Annotated in this window: 21 protein-coding genes; 5 read left to right on the top strand and 16 right to left on the bottom strand. The window is 46.4% G+C overall.

Translation table 11 applies throughout. The annotated features are described in order from the left end of the window. Positions 1 to 6: 6 nt before the first annotated feature. Positions 7 to 588, bottom strand: a complete 582-nt coding sequence (locus tag NST38_RS10685) for a xanthine phosphoribosyltransferase (RefSeq protein ID WP_036609617.1) — start codon at positions 586 to 588, stop codon at positions 7 to 9. A gap of 204 nt (positions 589 to 792) precedes the next feature. Between NST38_RS10685 and NST38_RS10680 the strand changes: the two genes are divergently transcribed. Beyond that, positions 793 to 1848: a YkvI family membrane protein gene (locus NST38_RS10680; protein WP_036609619.1), complete on the top strand. Its 1056-nt coding sequence runs from the start codon at positions 793 to 795 to the stop codon at positions 1846 to 1848. A 135-nt stretch (positions 1849 to 1983) separates the two neighbouring features. On the opposite strand, the gene NST38_RS10675 is transcribed toward NST38_RS10680, so the two are convergent. From NST38_RS10675 to NST38_RS10650, 6 genes are all read right to left on the bottom strand, one after another. Further along, positions 1984 to 3114, bottom strand: a complete 1131-nt coding sequence (locus tag NST38_RS10675; RefSeq protein WP_076249892.1) for a glycosyltransferase family 4 protein — start codon at positions 3112 to 3114, stop codon at positions 1984 to 1986. 193 nt (positions 3115 to 3307) lie between these two features. After that, positions 3308 to 3856 (bottom strand): GNAT family N-acetyltransferase, encoded by a 549-nt coding sequence (locus NST38_RS10670; protein WP_076249893.1) that lies wholly within the window; start codon positions 3854 to 3856, stop codon positions 3308 to 3310. 106 nt (positions 3857 to 3962) lie between these two features. Continuing rightward, positions 3963 to 5003: a hypothetical protein gene (locus NST38_RS10665; protein WP_076249894.1), complete on the bottom strand. Its 1041-nt coding sequence runs from the start codon at positions 5001 to 5003 to the stop codon at positions 3963 to 3965. Between the two features lie 96 nt (positions 5004 to 5099). Next, positions 5100 to 5903, bottom strand: a complete 804-nt coding sequence (locus tag NST38_RS10660) for a Cof-type HAD-IIB family hydrolase (protein WP_036670159.1) — start codon at positions 5901 to 5903, stop codon at positions 5100 to 5102. Positions 5904 to 6323: 420 nt separating this feature from the next. Continuing rightward, positions 6324 to 7070: a pseudouridine synthase gene (locus NST38_RS10655; RefSeq protein WP_101313405.1), complete on the bottom strand. Its 747-nt coding sequence runs from the start codon at positions 7068 to 7070 to the stop codon at positions 6324 to 6326. Continuing rightward, positions 7067 to 8764 (bottom strand): RsmB/NOP family class I SAM-dependent RNA methyltransferase, encoded by a 1698-nt coding sequence (locus tag NST38_RS10650; protein WP_101313404.1) that lies wholly within the window; start codon positions 8762 to 8764, stop codon positions 7067 to 7069. Before NST38_RS10650 ends, NST38_RS10655 begins: the two co-directional genes overlap by 4 nt. Positions 8765 to 8985: 221 nt before the next feature. Here NST38_RS10650 and NST38_RS10645 point away from each other — a divergent pair, with 221 nt between their 5' ends. Beyond that, entirely contained in the window at positions 8986 to 9534 is a 549-nt protein-coding gene (locus tag NST38_RS10645; protein WP_047842389.1) for a thioredoxin family protein, read from the top strand. Positions 9535 to 9751: 217 nt separating this feature from the next. On the opposite strand, the gene NST38_RS10640 is transcribed toward NST38_RS10645, so the two are convergent. The 3 genes from NST38_RS10640 to NST38_RS10630 all read right to left on the bottom strand — a co-directional run bounded on the left by NST38_RS10640 (position 9752) and on the right by NST38_RS10630 (position 12269). After that, on the bottom strand, positions 9752 to 10234 hold the full coding sequence (locus NST38_RS10640; protein ID WP_101313403.1) for a DUF309 domain-containing protein: 483 nt from the start codon (positions 10232 to 10234) through the stop codon (positions 9752 to 9754). After that, a complete protein-coding gene (locus NST38_RS10635; RefSeq protein WP_036609636.1) occupies positions 10221 to 11036 on the bottom strand; it encodes a GTP pyrophosphokinase in 816 nt (271 codons plus the stop codon). Before NST38_RS10635 ends, NST38_RS10640 begins: the two co-directional genes overlap by 14 nt. A 135-nt stretch (positions 11037 to 11171) precedes the next feature. Further along, positions 11172 to 12269, bottom strand: a complete 1098-nt coding sequence (locus NST38_RS10630; protein ID WP_341343960.1) for a quinone-dependent dihydroorotate dehydrogenase — start codon at positions 12267 to 12269, stop codon at positions 11172 to 11174. A gap of 255 nt (positions 12270 to 12524) precedes the next feature. Between NST38_RS10630 and NST38_RS10625 the strand changes: the two genes are divergently transcribed. Next, the gene (locus NST38_RS10625) at positions 12525 to 12662 is read left to right on the top strand and encodes a hypothetical protein (RefSeq protein WP_017689367.1); all 138 of its coding nucleotides are present in this window, start codon (positions 12525 to 12527) and stop codon (positions 12660 to 12662) included. Between the two features lie 42 nt (positions 12663 to 12704). On the opposite strand, the gene NST38_RS10620 is transcribed toward NST38_RS10625, so the two are convergent. The 3 genes from NST38_RS10620 to NST38_RS10610 form a co-directional block, all read right to left on the bottom strand. Then, positions 12705 to 14147 (bottom strand): L,D-transpeptidase family protein, encoded by a 1443-nt coding sequence (locus tag NST38_RS10620; protein WP_341343959.1) that lies wholly within the window; start codon positions 14145 to 14147, stop codon positions 12705 to 12707. A gap of 218 nt (positions 14148 to 14365) precedes the next feature. Continuing rightward, complete coding sequence (locus tag NST38_RS10615; RefSeq protein ID WP_017689369.1) at positions 14366 to 14608, bottom strand: ferredoxin; 243 nt, start codon at positions 14606 to 14608, stop codon at positions 14366 to 14368. Between the two features lie 116 nt (positions 14609 to 14724). Then, positions 14725 to 16026 carry a DNA polymerase IV gene (locus NST38_RS10610; RefSeq protein WP_076249898.1) on the bottom strand — a complete coding sequence of 434 codons (1302 nt, stop codon included), beginning with the start codon at positions 16024 to 16026 and terminating at the stop codon, positions 14725 to 14727. 531 nt (positions 16027 to 16557) lie between these two features. Here NST38_RS10610 and cimA point away from each other — a divergent pair. Continuing rightward, positions 16558 to 18177 (top strand): citramalate synthase, encoded by a 1620-nt coding sequence (gene cimA, locus NST38_RS10605; protein WP_076326940.1) that lies wholly within the window; start codon positions 16558 to 16560, stop codon positions 18175 to 18177. A 119-nt stretch (positions 18178 to 18296) separates the two neighbouring features. Here the strand turns inward: cimA and NST38_RS10600 are convergent, their stop codons facing one another. Further along, the gene (locus NST38_RS10600; protein WP_341343958.1) at positions 18297 to 18848 is read right to left on the bottom strand and encodes a TlpA family protein disulfide reductase; all 552 of its coding nucleotides are present in this window, start codon (positions 18846 to 18848) and stop codon (positions 18297 to 18299) included. A gap of 226 nt (positions 18849 to 19074) precedes the next feature. Here NST38_RS10600 and NST38_RS10595 point away from each other — a divergent pair, with 226 nt between their 5' ends. After that, a complete protein-coding gene (locus NST38_RS10595; RefSeq protein ID WP_100529307.1) occupies positions 19075 to 19566 on the top strand; it encodes a M67 family metallopeptidase in 492 nt (163 codons plus the stop codon). Here the strand turns inward: NST38_RS10595 and NST38_RS10590 are convergent. Then, the gene (locus NST38_RS10590) at positions 19552 to 20289 is read right to left on the bottom strand and encodes an exonuclease domain-containing protein (RefSeq protein WP_017689374.1); all 738 of its coding nucleotides are present in this window, start codon (positions 20287 to 20289) and stop codon (positions 19552 to 19554) included. The two genes, NST38_RS10595 and NST38_RS10590, sit on opposite strands and share 15 nt — an antisense overlap. Further along, positions 20286 to 21371: a DUF294 nucleotidyltransferase-like domain-containing protein gene (locus tag NST38_RS10585; RefSeq protein ID WP_445933725.1), complete on the bottom strand. Its 1086-nt coding sequence runs from the start codon at positions 21369 to 21371 to the stop codon at positions 20286 to 20288. Before NST38_RS10585 ends, NST38_RS10590 begins: the two co-directional genes overlap by 4 nt. Between the last annotated feature and the right edge of the window lie 15 nt (positions 21372 to 21386).

The following is a 21386-nucleotide window of genomic DNA, read 5'->3' as shown; positions in this document are numbered from 1 at the left end:
AAAATGTCACATTTCGTTATCGTCAAATTGTACTGTTCCATCGTTCAGGGAACGAATGCGTACCAAGGCTTCCACCGGAATACCCTGTTCACGAATCGTGCGTGCCCCCGCCTGAAAACTTTTCTCGACCACAACGCCGAATCCGACGAGTTCCGCACCGGAACGCTCGATAATTTTGATGACGCCACGAGCGGCATCTCCATTGGCAATGATATCATCAATGAACAAAATGCGGTCATTCTCATGAATGAACTCGCGGGATACCATAATGTCAGTTACAATTCCTTTGGTAAAGGACGGTACACGTTCACAGTAAGCATCAGGATCAGCCAGAAGTGTTTTTTTACGACGGGCGAATACAAGGGGCACCCCAAGTTCATAGGCTGCTGCAAAAGCAACCGGAATCCCTGAGGATTCTACCGTGATTACCCGAGTTACTCCACTTTCACGAAAACGGGCAGCAAACTCACGTCCCATCTCCATCGTTAATGCAGGATCAATCTGGTGGTTCAACAGACCATCCAGCTTTAATACTTGATCCGAGATAACCACACCTTCTTGTAATATTCGTTGTTTCAATAATTCCATGATTTGACCTCCCAAGCCTATCCTATGAGGTAAAAGTATCATATATCTATCTATAAGTTCAAGCGAAATTGCCTGGGCGCTGTCCTTGAGACGCATTTCAAGCCAAAGCTCATTATCGATTGTCATGACTTTCGTGGGTCAAGCATACCTTGTACCATGGTACCCGCATGTCCAAACTATACAGGGGCCTGAGAGGGGAAACACATGAAACAGGCATTTCGGGTGCTGCAGATCGCATTTACATACATCGGAACGGTTGTTGGAGCCGGCTTCGCTACAGGGCAGGAAATTTTGCAGTTTTTTACCCAGTATGGCAAATGGGCCACCATCACCATAGGCTTATCCACCATGCTCTTTGTCTGGTTAGGTACCAAAATGATGCTGATCGCTCACGATACCGGGTCCCGCTCTTATGAGGATCTGAACAAACATTTATTCGGCCATAAGGCGGGCAAATGGATCACCTGGGTGACCCTTCTCATTCTCATTGGCGTGAACAGTGTCATGCTTGCCGGAGCAGGCTCCGTTTTTGTCGAACATCTGGGTTTGCATTATCAGACAGGTCTGATCGTCACACTTGTAGGGACATATCTGCTTCTCGGTCGGGGCATTCAAGCCATCCTACAAATGAATAGCATCGTTGTGCCCATGATGCTCCTGTTATCTCTGCTCATGATCACAAGTACCATCCATCATCCAGGTGCTTCCCGATTCATCACACTGACGACAGACTCAAACCCTATTCAAGTGTGGCTGTCTCCACTGTTGTATACTTCATTCAATCTGGTTTTGGCTCAAGCTGTTCTTGTGCCTGTAGGTAACCAGATTCGTAGCCGGAATGTGCTGAAGTGGGGTGGAGTATTGGGTGGAATTGGCGTTGGTTTCATGCTGATGGCAGCTCATTTTGCCATGTCAGCTCAGATGCCCGGCATCATCCAATTCGAAATCCCGATGGGCAGCATTGCCTTTCAACTTGGATGGGCAGTGCAATCTGTATATGTATCCCTTATTTTCATGGAAATATTCACTACCTTTGTAGCCGATATCTATGGAATGACCTTGCAACTGAGACAACATATACGTGTCCATCCCCGTTTCATTACATTAACCATTATGCTATTGTGTTACTCACTCAGCCAGTTTGGATTCAGTTCCCTGCTGTCCATCCTTTACCCCATCTTTGGAACTATGGCATTAATCTGGGCTGCCAAATTGGTACTGAACCGCTGGGGCACCTTTCGTAAACGCAACAATATATAAATCTCACGGTCCATGTATTTCATGAATATGAGCATCCGTTTGCCTTCTAACCACAATTCACCGCGGGTACTCTTTCCTTAAACATGACAAAAGGCCGCTGTTTATCACAGCGGCTCGCACTTTTTGCTCTACGTTTTAGGCTTGGCTAGGAAACTGAAGATACATCTTTTTCAGCTCATTGACTGATCTGCCGAGCGAGTAATGTGTTTTGGCTTTTTCACACGCTGAACGGGCAAGTTCATAACGATAAGCCGGGTCCAGCATCACCTTTTCAAGCGCTTCAGCTAATGCAGAAGGATCTTCTGCCGGTACAAGCAACCCATTACTACCGTTCTCGATCTGTTCCGGTATACCACCTACATCCGTACCCACAAGGGCAAGACAACTCAGCGCCGCTTCAGCAAAGACGGAACCAAATGCTTCTGCCCGTGAAGGAAGTACAAAAATATCAAAGAATGGCATGAATTCCTCAGGGTGCAGTGTGTAACCATAGAAGATGGTCTCATTATAGATCCCCAGTCGCTGCGCCAATTCTTCCAGGTCAGGACGAATCGGTCCATCTCCAATAATATGTAACACATAATCATGACCTCGACCCTTCAGTTCCGCACAAGCTTTGAAAAGAATATCCAACCCTTTTGCCGGAACAAGCCGACATACCGTGACCAGCTGTGGTATCGCATTATCATGAGGGATCGGCTTAAAACGCTTCTCATCAAATCCATTGGGAATCACACCGATGACATTAGGTTCCTTCACGTAGGGAGCCAGATAACGGCGGAACGAATCCGACACCGTCAAAAGGCGCTCTGCCTGGTGTTCCAGCTCACCATATATCGCAAGCAGGAATCGATGCTCCGGTCCATCCGTTTCAATGCGTCCATTAAGGATTAATTCTCGTTCATAACTGGAGTGAATCGTCTGAATGAGGGGTGTATCCGGGAAAACTGTTTTCATCGCAAGTCCTGCAATTGGATGGTGGGCATGAATCAGATCATAGGGCTTCTGAATTCGCAGTTTGGTCCACCAAAGATAATCACGATATGTTTGAATATATTTTTGGACAACAGGACTATCCTGATATTCAGTCCAGTCAAACGTTTCGAACTGAACTTCCTCTCTGCCCTTATTGCGAATTCGCTTTGGCAACGAGAACAGATCCATTTCCCACCTCGGGGTTGTAAATCTCTCTTGCATATACGGAATCATAGAGGATACACCTCCGGGCTGCTCCGGAGGAAAGAAAAGCGCCTGCAGCAATTTCACCGTTAGTTTCCCCCTTTCTAACTTACGTACTACTCTACTATCCATTATGACATAGGGAAGCCGGAACATCTATATTACGATAACTCGTATATACAACATATTCATGAAACGTCCCCATCAGAAGCAAAAGCTTTAATTCAGCAGTCCATCGCTTGCGGTTGTCGTCAACATATTCATAGGATAGTCAGAATTCTCAGCTCAGTGGCTCCACGGGCTTCTCATATGTACTGTAACCATCGGTCACTCCCAAAAAAGTATACCCGTTCCGCGCGTAAAAGGCGTTCAACGTAGCATTGCTCGCTCCGCAATCTAACCGAACAGTATGTTTGCCTTTAAAATGTATCCCGCTGCTGGACCATTGCAAAATGGACCGTCCTAAACCGCTCTGAGCATATTTTCTTCGAATCGCTAGCCGATGCAGATAAATTGCGCCATCCTCGGCATGAGCTTTTGAACCCCAAAGATGAATATCCCAAGGACTTGGCTGAACCAAAAGGATGACCATCCCCGCTACGTCCGCCCCTTTTCTAAATACAAACACATCCCCACGCCGAATCGCCCCTGCCGTATCATGTGAATCTTCACCTTTAAGCAAAGCGTTCCATTGGGAAGAACCTTGGCTCTGTAACCATTCGGCTGTCTCCACCAGCAGCGACATCACATCCTCCATATCTTCCGGCTTCGCCTGAACCGCTTGAAAACCATCGTTAATATATTCGCTACTGATCCTGAATGAGTGCATCATTGTTCTCCTCCGCTTCCTGATCTCTTTTAAACTAATGGTACTATACCGGGAAATGGATTTTTCGTCAAAATGAGAACAAAAAAAGGTAAAAGGCGGTTGCCCTTTACCCATCTATTCTGGCTTCATCAATAATCTGATTTCGATACAACATCGTCAGGTGCAAGGTGTCAAACTCCATTTCCTTGTCCAACTCCTGCATCAACACTTCGACCAGGGTCTTTCGCTGAATGCTGGTACCAGGAACCTCGTATTCAATGTATCCCGTCAGATCGGAATGAGAAGTGTCTATTGTTGCTGTTCCCACAGGCAATCCACCTCGCTCCTGAAGAAACAGCTCATATACCCGGAACTCCCGATCCTTACGCTTCAGCATGACATAACATGTTTCTTCAGCAGCTTCCAACTCATCCAAATCCGATTCATCGGTATCCTCAAATTCCTCGGAGAAATCGCGATGTACCCACTCTAACGTTTCGAGTTCGTTGCCCTGATGCCACATGCGGATTGTAATCGTATCGATGATATCTTCATCCAGCTCTCTGACCAGTAACTCTGCCGCAGCTTCCAATTGATTCTCTTCCGGCTCGTCATACCAGTGTATTTCACCTTGTACATCAGCGCCATATTGTTTTAAGGAAGCTTCTGCTAGTTCCTGCCCTTCGACATCATTGAAAATATACGTCGATATGCTGCGTCCTGCGCTTACCATTTCCATCTCCAGAACCTGATCCCGATCTTCATATGTAAACGATTCGGATTGTGAAACAGGGATTACCTTACTTCCACTGCTACCTATATCGTCATAGCTACCTTCGTCATGATTCATCTCTTCAGACGGCCACACTGTCTCTGACTCAGGCATATGCAGAACCGTATGTAATGAGCCACAACTAACCAGCACTTCATAATACGCAGCTTCCAACGCATCTGCAAGAGATCGGACATAGGCATGTACTTTTTCCACGATACGTTGCTCTGTATCATCTGGCAGAGACTCCTGCTCGATCTGAAGACTACCTGATAAACGATCTCCTTCTCTGTACACAAGGAAAAGTGATCCTGCATATTGACCATTGACCATCACGTCCTGTACTTCTCCACCTGATGTCCGCAGGTCTGCAACCAATTCCACATCATATTTCATCACGTGTCCTCCTCCATTCCTAACGTTATTCTCTTAGGATGCCCCGAGGACGGTAGATTATGAGGAAAGCGTACATTTTAAGTATAGGATGTAGGGTTAGACGGATAACACATATTTTTGGATTGCGTGTGCCACACCCTGCTCGTTATTGGAGAGTGTAACCTCGTCCGCAGCAGCTTTCACCTCGTCCGGTGAATTATCCATGGCAATGCCTTTTCCCGCAAAAGTCAGCATCGTAATATCATTGAAGTAGTTACCAATCGCCATAATCTCCGAAGGCATGATTCCTTTCGATTCGGCAAGCCTTTTCAGCGCAGCGCCTTTGGACGCTTCGGGATGCATCAGATCAATAAAAAAGTCACCACTCCGTGTCATATAATAAGGCAGATTCCAAGTAGACCATTCCTGAAGTACTGCATCCATCTGTTCAATCGGACCAAATGCAGTGAACTTCGCCAGCGGTTCTGTCATGTCAACCCACTTGGGTAACTTCAGTGGCTCGGCCATAAAGTTGTAATACATCTCACGCACCTGCAACCCCAAACCTTCCGGTTGATCCACATACAGACCAAATGCCGTATTGATGTCAAAATGTACTCCATTGGTTCGACAGTAGGATATGATCGGCTCCAGTCCTTGTCCATCTAATGCAAAATGATGAACTACCTCACGGGTATCGACTTGTGCGGTAACGGCGCCGTTATGCGTAATCACATATCCATCCAGTCCCATCTGCTCCATAAAAGGAATCGTGTTGGCAGGACCTCTACCTGAACACAGGACAATCTCTGCTCCCTGACGGGAAGCTTGGATCAAGGTCTCCTGAGTCCATTCGGTAAGTTCATGATGATCATTCAGCAATGTTCCATCTACATCAAGTGCAATTAATTTATAAGTCATCTGGCTTCATCCTCATCTGTTAGTAGTCGCACCCACCCAAACCCTCCCTTCCGAGGGAGGGCCCCAGAGGGCTCTGCCCTCTGGACTCCCGTCTTGCTCACCGTTGTTAGGTCGGGTCTTGCTATGTCACGGTTGTCGTCGGAACGCTTGTTGCCGGGCACACCGCTGGTCAGCGGCGGTCCCGCCCAAGCTTAACCGGGACCATTACAGGCAGGGCTTCGCTCTCTGCCCGGCTCCCTGCTTCACTTCGTGAAGAACGGGAGCTTTCTCGCCTGCGGCGTTAGTATCGGGGCTCCGCTTCCCTCCACGACTCCCTGCTTCACTTCGCAAAGGACGGGAGCTTTTTCGCCTTCGGCGGTTAGTATCGGGGCTTTGCTTCCCTCCACGACTCCCTGCTCGCTTCGCAAAGGACGGGAGCTTTTACTTCCGCAGAAGGCTCAACTCATCTGCGGTTAGTTCACGATAGCTTCCGATAGTAAGATCGGAAGCTAGTTCCAGATCACCCATAGCTACGCGTTTCAGATAAATCACTCGCTTGCCTACCGCCTGAAACATACGTTTCACTTGGTGAAACTTCCCTTCGTGAATAATAAGCGAGATCGACGAGATCGTACCTTCTTCCGTCTCTTCCTGACCGAGTATAGTCAGCTGAGCAGGTAATGTCTCGTACCCGTCATCCAATTGAATTCCCGCCTTGAAACGTTGCACATCCGCTTCATCCACGTTTCCCAGCACACGGGCTTCATAGGTTTTGGGCACATGCTTGCGTGGAGATAACAGATCATGGGCAAGTGGACCGTCATTCGTAAGAATGAGCAGTCCCTCCGTATCCTTATCCAGTCGTCCCACAGGAAAAGGATTGAACACCCGATCCTCTTTGCGCAGCAGATCCAGTACCGTCTTATCTCTGTTGTCCTCGGTAGCAGACACGACACCCGGAGGTTTATGCAGCATCAGATAGATCATCTCCCGATACACAATCCGCTCTCCATCGGCTTCAATGACGTTGACCTCGGGGTTCACCTGTACCCCGCTGTCTTTCACCGCTTTGCCGTCCACATGGATTCTGCCTTGTTTCACCATCTTTTTAAGTTCACTTCGTGTTCCCACACCCATATGGCTTAATATTTTGTCCAGACGCAACGTTTGTTTTCCTTTTCCACTCATACCGATGTCCACCTCCAACCTGCCGGATATTCATTCTTCAGTACACCATCCAGCCATTTTCCCCAGCCAGCGGCATAACCATCTACACATACAAGAACATACCCTTTGGCAAACGTATCCGCCTTGAGCACCACTCGTTCTTCTTCAATATTTAACGTTTCACCCTTGAGGTATCTCACGGCTTCGCCATCAGCGGATGACAGATTTACGCTTCGCCGTGCTTCAGATGCATTCAAAGCACACGCAAGCGGGTGGGACGGAACAAATCGCCCATTCTTAATCGTGCCCATAAACCAGCCTGGACGAATGACTTTCAGTCCCTCCAACCGAGCTGCACCAACTGATGATTGATACACCCGATCTCCGTAACATACCGTCTCTCCAGTTAACTCAATCTCCAATTGTTCTTTCATAAACTGACTGTATATCGCAACCGGATCAATACTTGCCGGATCAGCTCCGCGTCCCTGACCTCGTTCCGATTTACGTCCACCGTGATCTTTACCTTTTTTGCTCTGTCTACCCGAATTCTTGCCGCCACCAGCCTGTCTGTCATGGGACTCTCGGGATTCGATTCGCAATAAACGTTCCTTTTTACGATCAGCCTTGGTCATAGCAATTGAAGAAGCAGCAATAGAGTGATCCTTGTTCCCCTCTGCTTCAATCCTGGACACATCCACGACCTGTCCATACTCCATTGCTCCTTCTTTAACTACTCCAGGTTGATCTGTTTCTATTTCTTGCCCTGCACGATGCAGCAACACAGCGACATAATGCCCCTCTCCTTCCAAAAGGTGAGGCCACAATCTTGCGGTGCCACGCGTTTGATCCAGTACAGCTTCCGTCTCCTCTGCCTTCTCTGGCATCATCTTACGTACCCATTCCGGACGTCCTGGAGCGAATCCTTTTTCTTCAGGAATGTCCATTACTACGAAATCACGGTTTACATTCAGGAACTCCGCAATCATTGCTTCGTTTTCCTCCGGCGCAAAGGTACATGTCGAGTACACAATGGTTCCTCCCGGGGCCAGCAACCGTGCCGCAGTCTCCAAGATATCCCGCTGCATGAGCACACATTTTTCCACCGAATGATGTTCCCACGATTTCACCATGTCTTCATCCTTGCGGAACATGCCTTCACCTGAGCAAGGCGCATCAATTAATACTTTGTCAAAATAATGAGGAAATGCATTTGCGATCCGCTCTGGCGACTCATTCAAAACAACCGCGTTACGCACCCCGTACAATTCCACGTTCTTGGCCAGCGCTTTTGTGCGTTCAGCATGGATATCGTTCGTGACAAGTACACCCTTGCCTTGCAGCTTTGCAGCAATCTGTGTCGTTTTTCCTCCCGGAGCAGCACATAGATCTAGCACACGATCTCCAGGCTCCACCTGCAATAATTCAACTGGAGCCATTGCACTTGGTTCCTGTATATAATACAAGCCTGCATGATAATAAGGGTGCAGCCCCGGTTTAACACCATGAGGTACATAGAATCCTGTCTCACACCACGGAATAGGTCTTAGATCAAACGGAGCAATCTCATCGAATTGTTCCATCGATATTTTTAGCGTATTCACTCTCAGCCCCGCATGTGGAGACTGTTCATAAGATTTCATAAATTGTTCAAACTCATCACCCAGCAAACTTTTCATTCGCTCAGCAAATATCAAAGGTAACTTTACACCCATATTCCCACTCATCCTGTCTTGGTAAGATTGCAATATCGTTTTATTTTATCATATCCAAGCTTTGCTTTCCTATCATATCGTATCTATTCCACTACAGCGTGTAATGTAGTATAATGGCAAGTAGATTGATTCCTGAGCAAAAATTCGGGTGTTTATGCATATTATCCCAACCTTTATTTTTGCCCAAACTATATTTCGATATGATCGATGGGGGATGTCCAATGAAATCCAAGAAGAAAAAGAAAAGTGCTGCGATCCTTATTTTCCTGGGTATTTTAATCATTATGATTGCAGCACTGGTTGTCGTAGACCAGCAATCCAAGAAACAGATGGATTCAGTGGAAAATGCTTATGGCATCGCTGCTTCCAAGCTTAATCCAGCTACACGGGAGCTACTTAGTGATCCCAACTATCAACAAATTATTGTACCCACTGATCTCAAAGCCAAAATCGATAACAAAGACAGCTTTTTTGTTTATTTCTTTGCTTCCGACTGCTCGCACTGCCGTGCCACAACACCTCAGTTGATGCCACTGGTTGACAGTGAAGGTATTGAGCTTCCACAGTTCAATCTGCGTGAATTCGAAGCAGGATGGACCGATTACAATATCGAGTTCACGCCTACACTCGTCTATTATGAGGCTGGTGTCGAGAAAGACCGTATGGTTGGCGGACTGCAAGAGAATGGTAGTGACCAGGGCTACACGCTGGATGATTACAAACAATTTTTCCAAAAATATAAAGGCAGTGCCGCTCCTTCGGCAAGCTAACTGCTAGATCCGTTCCCACAAGTATCTACAATCAGGCACTTGTATCACCAGACACTGTTCTGTTGAAGGACAGGCTATGCCACCTGCAATCATCTGAATATGACGCAACATTCAAAAACACCCCGATCGTTCCTTTTACAGGAATCGTCGGGGTGTTTCATATACATGGAACTTCATATCCATGGGATGCTCATTTGAATGTTAGCGTGATTACGGTTCAACTTTTACTCTGATCCATCGCCTTCATCTTCTCTTCGTATATTCGCCCTCTGGTAGGACTCCGCCGTTGCGGAATATTTGGTTTTAGCTCAAGCGATCTTCTAGATATCTCTTGTTCTAAGACCTCATCAACAATTCGTATGGACAAATCCCTATAAGTCGCAGACTGAGCGTCAGGCTCAGACAGTTGCTTCACGATTGCCTTTACTTCCTGTACCAAAATCCCAAGCTCAATGCCCAGAGTGGTAGCAGGATAAGGTTCCAGAAGATCAAGTGAGCTCTGTAACATCATCGTTCCTCCGCGGAGATTGCCATTCCTGAAGTGGTATAAACCAACCGCAATTTGCAACAACCCTTTATAGAGAGAATCCCGGTTACGTTCAAGCCACAATTCTTCCAGCACCTCATGACACTCGAAATAATCCTGATCCCGATTGAAGTAAATTAAGTAGTCAACGTACAGCGGCTCATAGATGCTCATCCGGGTTTTCGCCCTTTCTGGCGTTGTTCAGAAGTTTCTTCACGTCATCCAGCAAGTCTTTGAGCCCTTCCATATCATGCCGTTCCCAGTAATCGTTGAATCGCTTCTGTGCTTCAATTGCTTCACTAACAAGGTGGTAGAAGTATAATTGATGAATGATATTCAATGTTCTTGACACGATATTGGAATCATCCTCAAATGCCTTCTGCGCCTCCAAAATTTGTAGACGAATTGCAGACATCTCGTTGTCCAGTATAAACGCGGCCTCAGCCGTTTTTTTCAGCCTGGTTCTCATCTCATCAGGTAACCCTTCCCGAAACTTGTAACTCAGCGAATGTTCAATGGTAGCCCAGAAATTCATGGCAAGCGTCCGTATCTGTATCTCGGCCAAAACTTTCTTTTGTCCCAGAGCCGTCTGAACGGGATACTCAATAATCATATGGAAGCTTCGGTAGCCGCTCTCTTTGAAATTCGTAATGTAATCTTTCTCAATGAGTACTGTGAGATCCTTACGACCTCGAATATACTCGGCAACCCGACGGATATCATCCACGAACTGGCACATAATGCGGATACCTGCAATATCCTCAATGCCTGTTTCCACGTCATCAAGCGACACATTCAGTCGTCTGGATTTCTCCAGAATACTGGATATTTTTTTGACACGACCGGTAACGAATTCAATCGGGGCATACTCTTCCCGTTTCTTCAGTTCCGCTCGCATTGTCTTAAACTTGACTTTCAATTCCTCTACCGCTTGTTCATAAGGAAGTAAAAATGTACCCCAGTCTCTACCGTCCATGCTTATGCCTCCTGTCTCTATAGCGTCCCCTGTTCTATTCCATTATACATGATGTTTGGTGGGGGGAAGAGTCCCGAACCATTTTACGCTCTTCCCATGCTTCTATATTTTCATTCCGGGGATTCACATTCCTTCTTAACGATGCTCCGCACCAACCGCTTCAGAGATATGACGATAACCGTCCTTGCGCAGCAACTCACGCAGTCCGGCATGAATGCGCCGATTCACCTCAGGTCCTTCATAGATCAATGCTGTATATATTTCGACCAAGCTTGCTCCGGCTTTAATTTTCTCGTATGCATCCTCACTTGTGAAAATGCCACCTGAACCGATAATCGGAAGTTTGCCTTCGGTCTGGCGATAGATCTGGCGAATAATCTCCGTTGAACGGTCACGTAGAGGTTTACCGCTCAGACCGCCTGTTTCCTTCGCATGTTGGTGGGAAAGTCCTGTACGACTGATGGTTGTGTTCGTTGCAATAATACCAGCAACACCGCTGTCTGCAATTGTGCGAACCATATATTCAAGTTCCTGATCATTCACATCCGGTGCAATTTTCACCAGAACGGATTTGGTCGCTCCGCCCGCTCGTGCATGCTGCACGTTCATCTCGTTCATAACCGCAGCGAGCAGTTCCTTCAATTCATTCCCATGTTGCAGATTACGCAAATCCGGTGTATTTGGTGAACTGATATTAACCACGAATAGATCAGCATAATCGTATAGTGCCTGAATGCACTTCGAATAGTCCAGGTGAGCTTCCTCATTAGAAGTTGCCTTATTCTTGCCGATGTTAACAGCCACTGGAATACGCCGATCCTGTAGACGTGCCAATTCACCTGCCATGGCTTCCGCACCAAGATTGTTGAAGCCCATTCGGTTCACCAACGCCTCATCTGGAGGCAAACGGAACAGCCGTGGTTGATCGTTACCAGGTTGTGCAAGTGGTGTCACGGTTCCCACTTCCATGAATCCAAATCCGATGGAAGAAAAGCCCGTTACGGCCTGCCCGTTTTTGTCCAGACCTGCAGCCAGACCAACAGGTGTAGGGAAATGACACCCAAACATGTCAACACCCAGATCAGACGTTTCACGAACGCCGTACATCACACGCAGTCCGGAAGGAACTGGACGGATGCTACCCACGCCACTAAGGCCGCCAATAATCAGATGATGGGCCTGTTCAGGGTCCATTTTGAACAACAAAGGTTTAGCAAGACTTCTGTATAACAAATCACTCACTCCGTTCTGGTCCGGTACGCCAAAAAGCCGTTGTCCGTCTTTTCATATGTAAAAAAACACTCTACTCACAAGTTTATCTGTTTCTTATTAAAAAGGAAAGTAGTTTGCGCATAGACAGCACAAATCGAATAATACAAAATGCTCACAAGAAATCCACCCGCCCACTGGAAATGACGAGTTGAATTCTTTACAATGAGAGCATGGTTACTCTACACCAGTTCTATTCCAAATAAGGAGGAATAACTCATGGCTCCCAAACGTAAACCACCTGCATTACAGCAAAAGAAAGAAGAAGTGAATCGCAAAGCCATTGCATGGACAGCAGCCAGTGTAGGCGGCCTGATCATCATCATTGGTGCTCTTATCATTATTGCCAACATGTAGATGATTCAGGCTGAATCCATCTGATTCTACATATCAAACAGATCAATTCAGCCAGTGATACGTTTTGTTCGGATTATTTTGCTTTGGAACAAGTGTATGCTGATAACGCTGCTTTGCTTCTGGAACAAGCGTCAGATCTGGCAGTACATCTTCTCCAATGCGTACCGGAGTGCCTTGCGGAGCAAGAGCGAATAACTCTTCTACATCTCCTGTGCGCATTCTCACACATCCAAGGGACTCATCCAGTCCGATACTGTCTGGCTCGTTGGTCCCGTGGATGGCATAATTCGTATTCGAGAGTTGCATACCTCTGCTTCCAAACTCCCCGTTCGAGCGTCCATTCGGATTGACCACTTTATCTGTAATGACAAATGATCCCTCCGGTGTTCGATCACCGCCAAGTCCCACATCATACATACGAATAATGGTATCCCCACTGATTAATGCAAGTTTATGTCTATCCTTATCAATGACAATCTCCAGCGGTTCCTGCAAAAAAGGCTGACCTCCCAGCGTATCTGCAAAAGCGGTATTTTTGCCTTGAGACGAATTCGAAGTCGTTGAACCATTCTCTTTACTACTCGAATCGATCTTCCCTTCCTGTGCCTTTCCTTGATGCAAAGCTAACAGCTTCGGAAACATCTCGGTCATCCCTGACGCAGTCTCTCCCAGAATATTGTTCGGAAATGGCTGAGCCATTTGCGTTACACTCTTGGGCCAAGCGTCATTTTTTTTGCGATAGGCAACGATTGCACTTGATAATGATGCAGCTGCTTCCTGCTTGGCGGTCCACGCCAAGGCCATCTTTTTGATTTTCGGTGTAATTTCAGGAGGTTCACAGTTACATTGCTTGGCATCATAACTCTGTGCAGTTAATTTCCCGCTTGTATTGGTTTGTACTATGTATTTCACAGGCATATTTCGCTTCCATAAAGACCAGTCATCTGAGGTTTGCATACCCAGTACAGCAGAGGTCTCTACTTTTGGGCCAGACCCGGACCAGGCAGCTGCGAGCGCAGCCTCGCCATGATTACCTCCACCAAATGCCGCAGCAGTGAACACATTGCTTGGAGCAATGGATGCAGTTCCAACCTGTTTATCCGCTTCTACAGGCGCTTCGATGTCATCTGTGGATTCCAGTGCTGCTGACAGTGCGTCAGCTGCTTCACGACTGAAACCCGGAGCGTCCGCAGGTGGCAGACCTGCCAGCACAAGCAGCATTAACAATGTAAGCCACATTTTGCGTCTACGTTGTTTTTTCTCCTTTTGCTCAGACATTTCCACCAGTTTATCCTGATAGTCTACCCAGATGTCAGCAGGAGCTTTACTGCGTTCAAATGCCTCATAAACCTCGCCCGCTTGCTGAAAGCAATAGTTGGCTTTGGCCTCCTGTCCTTCGCCCAAATACTCCTTTCCGAGCAAGTACCAAGCCATTTTATTGTCGGGATGTTTCTTGACATATGTTCTTAGATGAGTATTTTGCATCCGATCCTCCACTATTTCGCCTTTTTCCGTATATCATTATATATCGGCATAACCAGGCGTTGAATCCATAGGACTTGAGTACCCGGTGGAAAAAAGGGGGTTCGACAATGTTCGTCCTTGATCCATAGTCAGATAATCACAGTTAAATGAATGCAAAAAAAGCACCTTCCCTTGTCGTTAAGACAAAAGAAAGTGCTCTATGTTCATGTGAGAGATACTTAGCCTTCTTTATTGAAAGGCTCGTCCGCTACTTTGATTGAATCTGTAGGGCAGCCATCGCATGCATCCTGCATATCGTCAAACAAGTCGTCTGGAATAGCTTTGACACCATGGTTAGCATCGCCGTCAAAGATAACTTCAGCCAAACCTTCATCATCATAATCGTAGATGTCTGGAGCCGTTGCTCCACAAGCGCCACATGCGATGCATGTGTCTTTTTCAACCCAAGTATATTTACTCATTTACATTCTCTCCTCCTAAAATTCAAAACGTACAGTGTTTTTATCTAGAAACATATTAATACAAAGTAAGGATAATTACAAACATTTTGCAACCACAAGTCTCTATTATCCCTTATTTAATCAAGACTTTGCAAGTTATCTTTTTGCAGGGAAGTACCGCGCACTTTATGATTACGAAGCAGCACGGAAGGATCGTCTCCAAGCATGCCCGCGGTCACAACAGCATTCTCACCAAATTTATCACGTAACTGATCCATAATCCGAATCAGATTGTCCTTCTTGGGCTTCTGCTCATATTCGAACAAGTCCATCTGTACAGCGGATTCCTCTCTTGGAATCAGGTTTTGAAGTGTCACACCCAGCATGCGTACAGGCTTGCCACTACCCCAATGCTTCTCAAATAGTTTACAGGCCTCACGGTAAATGACCGTTGCATCCTCCGTAGGAACTTCCATTAGACGTGATCGAGTGATTGTCTTCATATCCGGTGTCCGGATTGTAATCTGAATACCCTGGCTGAACATTTCGTGCTTACGCAACCTTCTGGCTACCTGGTCACTTATATTGAGGAACACCCGATGAATCTCATTCATATCCGATACATCCGCCGGTAAAGTGGTTGTATGCCCAATGGATTTATTGGCCTCACGTTCCGCGTGAACTGCGGAATGGTTAATGCCATTTGCGGAATTTTTGAGCCATGCTCCATTAACTCCAAATAGTTCGGTCAACATGTTCTCATCCGACTTGGCCAATTGACCAATCGTTTCAATGCCCAGTTTTTTTAACTTTTCAGCCGTTTTTTTGCCAATGCCAAACATCTCGTTGCATGGTCTGTGCCAAAGAATCCGGGGTACATCCCTCATGCGTAAAATGGAGATACCGTTAGGTTTTTTCAGATCCGAAGCCATTTTCGCCAGTAATTTGTTGGGCGCAATGCCTATGGAACATGGCAGCCCCAATTCATCCTTGATTCTCCGCTGAATGCTCTCCGCAATCTCCATTGGATTCCCGAATTGCCTTGAACCTGTAATATCAAGATAACATTCATCAATGGATGTCGCCTCAAGTTGAGGCGTATAACTATACGCAATCTGCATGAAGGCTCTTGAATATTGACGATATAAATGAAAATCAGGACGTATCACAATGAGATCAGGGCACTTTTTCATGGCTTGGTGCACAACCATACCTGTTGAGATGCCTCGATTACGAGCGGCATATGAGCAGGTTACAATTACACCCTTTCGCAGTTCACTGCTGCCCGCAACGGCCGTTGCTTTTCCTCTATATAAATCTGGTTCCTCGGCTTCATGTACAGAGCAGTAGAAAGCATTCATATCGACATGCAGAATTACCCGTCCGGCTGCAGGGTAATATTGATCCACATTTGCTGGAGGATTGCCGCCTGAAGACATCATGAACCCCCGCCCTTTCTTGCACACTAATTAATGAAACGAATTTCTTTCTTCTATAGTATATCAAACCCGTTATGTTAATTCAGTCATGAGCATTTATTTTCTGCGAGATCTGATCAGAGACCGAATAATTAACCAGCCTACACTCACAAAAAGTATCAAAGTGATCAGAGCAATAATCGTATTTTCCCATACAAAACTCAAAATTAACCCTCCTTTTCTTCCATATATTACAATTAAAACTCAATAATAGATTATAACATACATCCGGATTATGATTAACATCCTTCTTTTTTCTCTAAAATACGTTAATTGTTACATGAAACTGCGATTTCTATGTAGCATTTGGCTATAATGGTGCTATAATAATTAATTATACAAATTGACGACTTTAGGACAAATCAGCGCATTGAGTTTAACACAGTGTAGCGTTGCCGAATCGAAGGATTCGTCCACTAACGTACTTAACAGCTTTTCCTAACTTAAAATCCAAACTTTTAAAAGAGCGCTTTATCTCAAAGGAGGATCTTCATGTCAAAGGCCATTTCCATCTTCGATACGACTTTACGTGACGGCACACAAGGGGAGGGTGTCAGCTTATCGGCAGACGACAAACTCAAAATTGCCAAGAAGCTTGATGACCTGGGTGTCCATTATATTGAAGGCGGAATTCCCGGCAGCAATACCAAGGACATTGAGTTTTTCAAAAGAGTCAAGGAATTAAACCTGAACGCAAAGGTTGTTGCTTTTGGCAGTACCCGCCGAAAAGGCAGTGTTGCTAGTGAAGACGCCAACCTGAAGCGCATGATCGAATCTGGTGCTCAGGCTGCAACCTTGGTCGGTAAATCATGGGACTTCCATGTGCATACCGCTTTGCAGACTACTTTGGAAGAAAATTTGTCCATGATCTATGATTCCATCGCCTATCTGAAACAGAATGGAATGGAAGTGATCTTTGATGCAGAACACTTCTTTGACGGATTCAAACATAACCCGGAGTATGCTCAAGCGGTCTTGACCAAGGCCCACGAAGCTGGAGCGGACTGGCTCGTTATGTGTGATACCAACGGCGGGACGATGCCAAACGAGGTGCACGAGATCGTATCCACATTGCATAGAAGCCTGCCTCATGCACATCTCGGGATCCATACACATAATGATTGTGAACTGGCTGTGGCCAACACACTCAGCGCTGTACAAGCCGGAGCCCGTCAAGTGCAAGGAACGATGAACGGTTATGGAGAGCGTTGCGGTAACGCCAATCTCGCATCCATTATCCCGAACCTGCAACTGAAACTTGGCTATGAATGTGTTACTGATGATTCCATGAGACAACTTACAAACGTGGCTCGTTATGTTAGCGAGATTGCCAATGTGAATATGCCGATTAATCAGCCTTATGTCGGCAATGCTGCTTTTGCTCATAAAGGTGGAATTCACGTCTCTGCCATCCTGCGGGATTCACGTACCTATGAACACATCGTGCCTGAACTGGTTGGTAACAAACAACGTGTGCTGGTCTCTGAACTTGCCGGACAAAGTAACATTGTATCCAAAGCACAGGAACTGGGGCTTGAGTTCGATCCAAGCAGTGCCAATTCACGTCAGATTATTGAGAAGATTAAAGACCTGGAACATCAGGGTTACCAGTTCGAAGGTGCAGATGCTTCGCTTGAATTGTTAATTCGTGAAGCGAACGGTGACATGAAAGAATTGTTCACGTTTGAATCATTCAAAATGCTTGTGGAGAAAACGGCGGGTAAATCCGTTGTTTCTGAAGCTTTTGTCAAAGTGAATATCGCTGGAACAAGCGCTTATACCGCTGCTGAGGGCAATGGTCCGGTTAACGCACTCGATAACGCCCTTCGGAAAGCGCTGGTGCAATATTTCCCTTCACTTGCCAACATGCATCTGTCGGACTACAAAGTGCGTGTTCTGGATGAGAAGGATGCTACAGCTGCCAAAGTTCGTGTATTGATCGAATCCAAAAATACGGAAAACACATGGAACACTGTTGGTGTATCCGAGAACGTAATTGAAGCAAGTTGGGAAGCGCTTGTTCACAGTTTCCGCTATGCTTTGCTTCAAGAAAAATTACAGGATGAGCCGGGCTCACTCCCTATTCCTGCTCATGGGATAAGCAACCACTAAAGTGCATGTTCAAAAAAGCGTTTTTTGAACAACCTCTTAACGCTTATTTCCCGGAAAATATAAAGAAGCCTCTGTACCCATGATTCATGGATGCAAAGGCTTCTTTGTTTACATGAAAATTAATTCGCAATTAACTTTTTAATCTTACGTTCCAACTCTTTCTCGGGTAATATGCCCAGAACAATCTCCTGTATAACTCCTCTGGAGTCAATCAGAACATTCGTTGGAAAAGCCACCCCATTGTATTGAGCATACACAGTCCCCTTCTCATCCAAGGGAATAGGGAATGTCAGTTGGTACTCATCCACAAAAGCTTTGGCATCCTTGAGTTTATCGTATGACGTTACATTAACCCCATACATGTCAAGCTTATCCTTGTATTTCGCAGACATTCTGTTCAGCTCTGGTGCTTCCTGCTTACACGGCTCACACCAGGATGCCCAGAAACTGACGAACGTGGCCTTATCTTTGGCACCGCCCACACTGTACGTCTCTCCATCCATTGCTGTCAGAGAAAAAGCAGGTGCCAGAAGACCCGCACGTGGTCCCGTCTCAGTAGGCATGGGTTCTTCCTGCTTAAAGACGGCTGCAATGCCGTCACCCGCATTCTGGGCCAGTGCAATACCAACCAGCAAGACAGCACCAAGGAGTATGTATATGTTTCGTTTCATAACCCGCCACCCTTTTATATAATTAGCACATTGAAACTGAAACCGTAATTTCTGCACATGCTAAGTGTTTATCACGCTCTATCATAGTTCACCAGAACATGATTCCCAAATGTTCTCTTTATTATTGTACCCTTTTCCTTTAAAATTTTACAATCCGCATCACAGAAAATAAAATGAAAAAGGACTCCTGCCATAGCAGGAGCCAAAGAGAGAGGGGTGAATACAAATGGCAGCACTTCACGGGCAGCAAAACGCCTTCTACATCCCTTCTTCCGTAGAACAAGAGATGTCAAAGCACATGTTCCTTTCGCTGCCGCAAGAAGCCTGCGGGGTTATGCTGGGTGAAACCGCAGCGGGCGGTATACGAATCAGTCGGTTTCAGCCCATTCGTAACGTAGCACCTGACCCGCTGCACCATTTTACTCTGGACGATGCCGAATGGATTCGGTGCGTATTCTCCGAGCCCAAGCTCATTGGTATCTTCCATTCTCATCCCAAGACCAGGCCTGTTCCTTCCTTAGAGGACTTGCAAGCTCTTCCGGCCTTCGCCGGTTTGCTTCAGATGTACCTCATCGGCTCACCCGACCTTACAAGCGGGTCGCGATCTCATATGCATCTGAACGGTTATCTGATTGAATCTTTGAAGGAATCGCAGGATCCGGCACAACACGTTGTGCCTTCATACAATCTGCTTCCCGTTCCGTTATGCGTGACTTAGCTGGGTATACAGATCACCCAAAGTCTCCACATTTTTACGAGTCATGTCCTCCAAGTAGCAGGACCATAACTGTGCAGTCATTTTTGAATCTTCCAGTGCATGGTGACGTCCATAGATCGGAATCCCTCTAGATTCCAGCAATTCATCCAGACCATACCCCGGCCTGCTTGGTTCAAGCCAGCGGGCCAACATCATCGTATCGATTAAACGATGCGTCAGCCTTACCTTTGAAGTCCGCCACAGAGCTGCATTCAGAAAGGCTCGGTCATGCGCACTTGCGTGTGCAATCAGAACATTTCCACCTACAAAAGACATGAAATCATGCAACCCTTCCAGCAAAGTTGGTGCGTCCAACGTCATCTCCTGTGTAATACCTGTAAGTTCAGTAATATGTTCCGGAACTGCGGTCTTGGACTGCACCACCGTGTAGAACTGCTCCCCTTCCAGTACCACACCACCATGTATACGGACCGCACCAAATGAGATAATCTCATCCCCATGCTGGGGCGAAAATCCCGTCGTTTCCAGATCAAATACAACTGCGTCCAACTCATTTAGAGGTGTATGCAGAACCTCAGGTCTGCGCTGTTCTCTCATCATAGAGCGGATAAACGCCATGTGTTGCGCCGTAGGGGCTCCCATAATGGAAGCGATGGCGGAAGGAACCCCTCCCTGACGCAGCGAATTCCAGAATCCTGTATTGCCCCTTGCCGGCTCTCTCATGGACGTCTCCTTTCTGCAAAACGCAACTGTCTTTGCAAAGCACGATGCACTCGTCGTACCAACCCGAGCGTATCCCTGAGCTCATAATGAATCTGTTTTTGTTTCATCTGTTTCTCATCCAGGAACCCACTGCTATGTTGCAAATCCCCTTGGATGACAACCGGTGTACTTCGGCGAAATTTCAAAGCAGCTAAGAAGGCCCGCTGGCATGCATCCAGTAATGTAAATGGAACAGCTTCAAGTGAAGTCAGTCTCTCCATTCTTTTTAACGTAGATGACTCCTTGATTCCATGTTGCAAAGCCAAATAACGAGCACTGTTCACCAGCGGAATGTACAAACCATACTTGATATCAAATCCGCCTGCATGTTCACCAAATCGTTCTGTGACCACACGTCCAAGTACATTTAATGTAGCTTTATGTTTAACCGTATTGCGAAGAACCGCATCCGAAAGTTCAGGAATCAGTCTGAACTGTTCATAAAAACTCGTGATCCATTCCTCCGCCAGACTTTGCTCACCTGCAACAAAACGCATGTCTGAAGCAATAATCAGATTACGAACAGGCTCCCAATTCAGATCCGAGCTCCAATCTGCTAATTGTTGTTTCCATGACGCCAGCGTTTTTCTCCAGAGTGGCTCAGAGCACATGACTTTACCTTCGCACTTGGCGTAACCAAGCTCTTCTAACACATCCGTCATTCGCTGTCCGAGCTGAGCAAAATATTCCTCTTTACCTTCATGCGGAGTATCGCTAATGATCATGCCATTATCCTGATCACTCCATAACGTTGCTTCTTCCCTGCCGGAACTGCCAAATACGATAAAGGCATAGGGGACGGGAGGTTGGCCGAAGCCTTCCTCAACCATCCCCTGAATGCATAACTCTACTGCTTTCCGTGCAATCCGGTCATGCAGTTCATTTACCGTTTGGTACCACTCGATCGGCGACAAGGAAGCGGACAACAATTCCTGGAGCTCGTTCTGTAATATTACACGTGCCTGGCGCAGTTCTTGAGAAGACACCGCACCATCGATTCCCTGATAAGACCAGGAATAGTTTGTATACGAGATGGGTTCCATCATGTCCAGCCTCCT

This window comes from Paenibacillus sp. FSL H8-0104, assembly GCF_038050215.1.
Classification (GTDB): Bacteria; Bacillota; Bacilli; order Paenibacillales; family Paenibacillaceae; genus Paenibacillus; species Paenibacillus amylolyticus.
The sequence above is the reverse complement of the archived record's forward strand: the minus strand, read 5'-3'. Positions and strand labels throughout refer to the sequence as shown.